This is a genomic window from Sphingosinicella sp. YJ22 (assembly GCF_011320075.1).
GTDB lineage: Bacteria > Pseudomonadota > Alphaproteobacteria > Sphingomonadales > Sphingomonadaceae > Allosphingosinicella.
Window position 1 is genome coordinate 1 of record NZ_JAANPA010000067.1, and the last position, 6,104, is coordinate 6,104.

A 6,104-nucleotide genomic window follows, 5' to 3' on the forward strand; every position below is an offset into this window, starting at 1 on the left:
GGGCTGGCCGACGAGGGCGGCCGCCTCGCGGTGCGCGCCGCGCCCGGTGCGTCGGCGGACGCCATCCTGCTGCCCGAGGCGGGCGGGCCGTTGCGCGTCCGGGTCACCGCGCCGCCCGAGGACGGCCGCGCAAACGAGGCGATCCTCGTCTTGCTCGCTCGGGCGCTTGGGCAGCCGCGCTCGTCGCTCGAGCTGCTGCGCGGCGCGAGCGCGCGCGACAAGCTGATCGCGATCTCGCGCGGCTGATCAGAGCCGAGTCACCTGCACCCTGTTGCCGCGGGTGCTGGTGATGGTCTGGGTGCGGCCGCGCACGAACGGTCCCTGCAGCGGCCAGCATTCGCGCGGCGCGTTGCCCCAGTTGAAGCACAGGTCCTGGCCGCTCATTTCCCAGCGCCCGTTGACCGACTGGCTGCCGAAGCTTGCGACAACGACGCCGTCCTGGCGGAAGCTCATGCGGCTGCTCGCGCCATTGGCGGCGTCCACCCGCAGCGTCTGGCCGGCCGGGCTGAACGCGGTGCGGTCATCGGGGAGCAGGGTGGCGCAGCCGGCGAGAAGCAGGGCCGCGGCTGCGGCGGAAACGAGACGTGGGGCACGGGACATGGGCAGGCTTCCTTTCACGGAGTGAATCGCCCCACAAGCCGCCTTGTTCCGGGCATGCAACGGGATTCGCCGCAAATCAGTTGGCGAGCGCGGTGCCGCAGCTTCGGCAGGTCGCCGGCGCCTGGGCGGCGGCCTCGCGCTGCGCCTGGCGGTCGAGCGAGCGGGCGCAGCTGTAGCGGCCGGCAATCGCCGACTGGGCGCAGCCATAACCGCGCACCAGCTTTGCGCGCGAGCCATCCTGCGCTTGCGAAGCGGGCGCCGCCTCGCCCGACGCGCAGGCGGCCAGCGCGAGCAGTCCCGATACGGTTAGGATCCGGACCACAGCCGCCGCCGGGATGAACGTGAGTCGCATCGGACCCTCCGCCTTGGTTACTGTACCTTACCGGTGCCGCGCGGGGCAGCGGAGCGAAAGCGGCTCACGCCCAACATGGCGCGGCTATCGACCAATGTTCAAAAGGACTTGCGGCGTGCCAGCCTGCGACACGGCCTTAACGCATCATCAAATCCTTTCGGCCTAGACCAGCGTGAACCATGCCCCAGGCCAGGATGCCCATGTACCACGCGCCCGTTGACCCGGAATCCGACGCGCCCGAGACTCTCCCGGCCGAAGCGGGCGAGCCGGCGTTCACCGATACCGGCAGCGAGCGGCTGCGCGACGCGCACCTCCACAACGGGCAGATCGAAGCGCGGGCGCTGTTCGCGCCCTATTTCGCGGTGTCCGCCGCCGCCACCGCCGGCATGTGCGGATGGGCGATGCTGGGCGCGATCCCGATCCATTTCATCATCGGCTGGCTCGCCGTCGTGCTGTTCGTCAACTGGGTCGCCTGCCGTCACGTGATGAGCACCGCGGCGATCGGCAGCAGCCGCACCGCTCGGCCCCGCCATGCCTTGTTCCCGATCGGCGAGGCGATGCTACTCGCCTTGGTGTGGGCGTCGCTGCCGACCTATGGCTTCGCGACATTGCCGCCCGACGCTCAGTTCGTGATCGGCGGGGCGATGGCGGGCATGATCGTCGCGTCGCTGTCGCTCGCCTCCGTGCCGGCCGCCGCGATCGCCTGGATCGCGACCCTGACCGCGGCCTTCTGCATCGCCTATTTCCACGGCAGCGAGCGGCTCGACCTTCGCCTCGGCCTCACCTTCGTGATGCTCGCCGCGATCGGCATCTTCGGCGTGACCCGGCTGACCCGCTGGATCTTCGCGCAATTGAAGGTGATCGCCAAGACCCGCGCCGCGGCCGAGTCAATCCGCCTGCTGCTCAAGGAATATGAGCATCGCGGCGTCGGCTGGCTGTGGCAGGTCGATAGCGAGAATCGAGTGATCTACATCTCGTCGCGGATGACCGGCCTGATTGGCCGCTCGCCGGCGCAGGTGGTCGGCCATTCGCTGCCGGCGACGCTCGGCGGCAACTCGGTGCTCGGCCAGGCCCTGCTCGCGCGCCAGCCCTTCGCCAATCTCGAGATGGAGATGCGCACCCGCCGCGGCACGCGCTGGATCAGCCTGTCGGGCGATCCGGTGATCGACGTCACCGGCCAGTTTCAGGGCTTCCGCGGAGTCGGCTCGGACATCACCGAAGTGCGCAAGACCCAGGAGCGCCTGACCAACCTCGCCAACATGGACGTGCTGTCGGGCCTGCCCAATCGCGGCCGCGTGCGCGAGCTGCTCGGCCAGGCGCTGGACGGCGCCGAGGCGACCAATGTGCCCTGCGCGATCATGTTCCTCGACCTCGACGGCTTCAAGCCGGTCAACGACACGTTCGGCCACCCTAAGGGCGACGCGGTGCTCAAGAGCGTGTCGCAGCGGCTGGTGCGCGAGGTCGGAACGATCGGTGAGGTCGGCCGAATGGGCGGCGACGAGTTCGCCGTGGTCATCCGCGACGCGCAGAGCCGCAAGCGAGTCGAGGAGCTCGCCCGCAACATCATTGCCGCGATCGCCGAGCCCTATTTCATCGACAAGGCCGAGATCCGCATCGGCGTGTCGATCGGCTGCGCGTTCGGCCCGATCGACGGCAAGAGCGTCGACGACCTCATCCAGAAGGCCGACCTCGCCCTCTACCAGGCCAAGGACCAGGGCCGCGGCATCTGCTGCTTCTTCAACGCCGAGATGGCGAACGAGCAGGAGGATCGCCTCCGCGTCGAGCAGGACATGCGAGTCGCGCTCGCCACCGGCCAGTTCCGTTTGTTGTTCCAGCCGCTGATCAGCGCCGCCGACCAGAGCCTGATGGGCTTCGAGGCGCTGATCCGCTGGCAGCACCCGACCCGCGGCATCGTGTCGCCGATGGAGTTCATCCCATTGGCCGAAGAAACCGGCCTGATCATGGAGCTGGGCGACTGGGTGATCGACGAGGCGTGCCGCGCCGCCGCGGTGTGGCCGGCCGGGATCACCGTCGCGGTCAACGTGTCGGCCAAGCAGCTCGTCTTCCCGGCGCTTCCCAACACGGTGAGTGAGGCGCTCGCCCGCCACCGCCTCCAGGCCAACCGCCTCGAGCTCGAGGTGACGGAATCGATCTTCCTCGGTGAGAACGCGCACACGCTCGACGTGCTTCAGCGGCTGCGCACGCTGGGCGTCGGCATCGCCCTCGACGATTTCGGCACCGGCTATTCGTCGCTCGGCTATCTGAACAAGGCGGTCTTCCACAAGCTGAAGATCGACGGCTCGTTCGTGCGCGAGGCGGCCGACAACAAGGAAGCGGTCGCGATCATCCAGTCGATCGTCCAGCTCGCCAAGAGCTTCCGAATGACGGTGACCGCGGAGGGCGTGGAGACGGCCGACGACTTCACCCGCATGCGTGACCTCGGCGTCCACCAGATCCAGGGCTATCTGTTCGGCCGGCCGATGAGCTTCGACCGCGCCACCGAGCTGGTCCACGGCATCCAGCAGCGGATGACCGCCTGAGCCGTTCCTCGGCCCCGCGCCGCTTGCATTCGTTCCACACAAGGAAAAGCCCCCGGCGCGGCTGCCACGCGCCGGGGGCTGGATGGGCAGGCGGCGCTTAGTCGTCGGGGAGCCCGCCCATCCGATCCCATTCGGCCCGAGTGCGGCAAATATGGCGGCTGATGCGCGACCCGCTGAGGTCGGCGCGCACGCAGATCCGTTGGTTCGGATCCTGAGACGTCTGCGACGCACGCGGCCGTGCGGCACGCGACTCCTTCGCGGCGTCGAGCTGGCCGGTGCTCACCATGCGGTCCTGAGTCTGGGCGAGGACCGGCGCGGCGGCGCCGGCGACGCACAGGACGGCGGCGGCGACGCCGGTCGTGCGATTGAACTTGGTCATGGCCGTTCTCCCTGTCACCTGATCAGCACGCGAACAGGGCAGCGATGGGGGCGTCCCCGATGCGGCTGCCACGCACCGGGGACGCGGGGAGCCGCTTAGTGATCTTCGGGCAGGAGACCGCCCCGCCGCTCCCAATCCGATTCCGTCCGGCAGAAATCCTGCGTGATGCGCGACATGACGCGCTGGCCGCGGACGCAGATGATCCGGTCGGCCCCGTCGCCGCCGGCCGCGGGTTGCGCGGTCTTGGCCGCGCGGCCGCCGGTCTCGTTCGTGGCGGCGACGTTGACGCTGGTCAGGCCCGCGGCGTGCTGGGCTGAGGCGGAGGTGGCGATGGCGGCAGCGAACAAAGCCGCGGCGGCGGCGGTAGCCCGGATGGCCCGGGGGCGTGCGATAAACATGGGTGTTTCTCCCTTCACCTGGTGCGCATTTCTCAAGCAGGCGCCCCCGCCTGCCACGTGTCTTAGTGCATTAGGCATGCCAGACAGTAGAAAGCGCGGAAAACCGCCATTGCTGTATTTTGGAAGCTGTATTGCATTGGCAATACACGCCGGTTTCCGGGCAATTTCGCCATGTCTCGGCGTCACATTCGGACGGCTGGTGTCCGCAAGCGGACGGCTTCTGTCCGGAAGCGGTCAATTTGTGCTACGCCTGTAGCACCCTGAGCCGGTCAGCGGCGCGCGGCCGTCGCCTTCTTGGTGCGCAGGGTCGGGTCGGCGGCGGCGGGATCTTCGGGCCAGGGATGCCTGGGGTAGCGGCCGCGCATTTCCTTGGCGACCGCGGCCCAGCTGCCGCGCCAGAAGCCCGGCAGGTCGCTGGTGGTCTGGATCGGTCGTCCGGCCGGCGAGGTGAGGGCGAGGATCAGCGGCCGGCCGGCGACGGTGGGATGCTCGGCGAGGCCGAAAAAGGCCTGGACTCGGGCGGTGACGGTCGGGCCCGCCTCGGCCTCATAGTCGATGGCGTGGCGGCTGCCCGCGGGCGTGACGAACTCCGCCGGAACCAGCCGGTCGAGGCGCTGTCGGGCATCCCATCCGAGCAAACCTTCGAGCGCGCCATGTAACTCGCCACCGGAAATGTCGGCGAGGCGGCGCTTGCCCGCGAGGAGCGACGGCAGCCATTCGTCGAGCCGCTCCAGCAGGGCCGCGTCGGACAGGTCCGGCGGGCTGTCGTCCTGCGCGCGGGCGAAGGCGATCCGGCGGCGCAGCGACGCCGCGCTGTCGCGCCACGGCAGCAGCGCGAGGCCGTGGCGGCGCACGCCGTCGAGCAAGGCCGCCTCGATCTCGGCCGGCGCGGCGCGGCTGTCCTGGCCGCCCGACAGGAGGATCGCGCCGAGGCGGCGGCCGTGGCTGGCCTGGACGCCGCCGGTGGCAGGGTCGAACGTCACCCGAGCGCCGCTGGCGATGCGGTCGGCGAACAGCGCTTCGACGGTGGCCTGGTCGATCGGCGCGGCCGAAAGGATGCGCGCGCCGCCCGCCGCGCCGCCGACCTCGGCGACCGCGAGCCATTCCTCGCGGGCGAGCGGCGAGGCGGGGTCCAGGCGGAAGCCGCGTCCGCCGGCGCTGAGCCATTGTTCGCCGGACGAGTCGCGGCGGCGAGAGAGTCGGTCGGGGAAGGCGAGGGCGACGCAGGCACCAACCTCTCCCCTCCCAGACTCTTTCGCTACTGTCCGCGGGATCAGCTGGAGCCATCTCCTCGCCAGGCCCCGTGCGGCATCGGCGCGCTTGCCGCGCTCACCGCGCCAGCGCCTGAGGCGCAGCTCGAGGTCGGTGTCGTTGCTGCCGAGGCCGCGCTCGGACAGCAGCACGGCGACGTCGGCCGCGGTCGCGCTCCAGCCGCGGGCGTCGGCCTCGATCAGCATGTGGGCGAGGCGCGGCGGCAGCGGCAGGTCGGCGATGGCGCGGCCATGGGCGGTGGGGCGGCCGGCTTCATCGATCGCGCCGAGACTGGTGAGGCGCGTGCGGGCTTCGTCGACGGCGGCCGCCGGCGGCGGGTCGAGCCAGTTCAACTCGCGCGGGTCGGCGACTCCCCAGATCAGGCAGTCGAGCAGCAGGGCGGACAGATCGGCCTCGAGAATCTCGGGCGGGTCGAAGCGCGGCAGGCTCGCCGTGGCGGCTTCCTCCCACAGACGATAGACCCGGCCGGGCGCCTGACGGCCGGCGCGGCCGGCGCGCTGGGTGACCGCGGCCTGGCTGGCGCGCTCGGTGACCAGGCGGGTGAGGCCGGCGGCGCGGTCGTA

General features: G+C 70.5%; 7 protein-coding genes. 2 read left to right on the forward strand and 5 right to left on the reverse strand.

Annotated elements, in window-relative coordinates; all coding sequences use genetic code 11:
- Positions 1 to 3: 3 nt before the first annotated feature.
- The gene (locus G7B71_RS15240; protein ID WP_166042497.1) at positions 4 to 246 is read left to right on the forward strand and encodes a DUF167 domain-containing protein; all 243 of its coding nucleotides are present in this window, start codon (positions 4 to 6) and stop codon (positions 244 to 246) included.
- On the opposite strand, the gene G7B71_RS15245 is transcribed toward G7B71_RS15240, so the two are convergent.
- The gene (locus G7B71_RS15245) at positions 247 to 600 is read right to left on the reverse strand and encodes a hypothetical protein (protein ID WP_166042485.1); all 354 of its coding nucleotides are present in this window, start codon (positions 598 to 600) and stop codon (positions 247 to 249) included.
- 76 nt (positions 601 to 676) lie between these two features.
- Complete coding sequence (locus G7B71_RS15250; protein WP_166042487.1) at positions 677 to 952, reverse strand: hypothetical protein; 276 nt, start codon at positions 950 to 952, stop codon at positions 677 to 679.
- Between the two features lie 200 nt (positions 953 to 1,152).
- On the opposite strand from G7B71_RS15250, the gene G7B71_RS15255 reads away from it, so the two are divergent.
- Positions 1,153 to 3,492: a GGDEF and EAL domain-containing protein gene (locus G7B71_RS15255; protein WP_166042490.1), complete on the forward strand. Its 2,340-nt coding sequence runs from the start codon at positions 1,153 to 1,155 to the stop codon at positions 3,490 to 3,492.
- 97 nt (positions 3,493 to 3,589) lie between these two features.
- Here the strand turns inward: G7B71_RS15255 and G7B71_RS15260 are convergent, their stop codons facing one another.
- The 3 genes from G7B71_RS15260 to G7B71_RS15270 form a co-directional block, all read right to left on the reverse strand.
- Complete coding sequence (locus G7B71_RS15260; protein WP_166042492.1) at positions 3,590 to 3,871, reverse strand: hypothetical protein; 282 nt, start codon at positions 3,869 to 3,871, stop codon at positions 3,590 to 3,592.
- 95 nt (positions 3,872 to 3,966) lie between these two features.
- On the reverse strand, positions 3,967 to 4,269 hold the full coding sequence (locus G7B71_RS15265) for a hypothetical protein (RefSeq protein ID WP_166042494.1): 303 nt from the start codon (positions 4,267 to 4,269) through the stop codon (positions 3,967 to 3,969).
- 269 nt (positions 4,270 to 4,538) lie between these two features.
- Positions 4,539 to 6,104 (reverse strand): ATP-dependent helicase C-terminal domain-containing protein (locus G7B71_RS15270; RefSeq protein WP_279338419.1); only part of this gene is annotated, 1,566 nt, incomplete at its 5' end.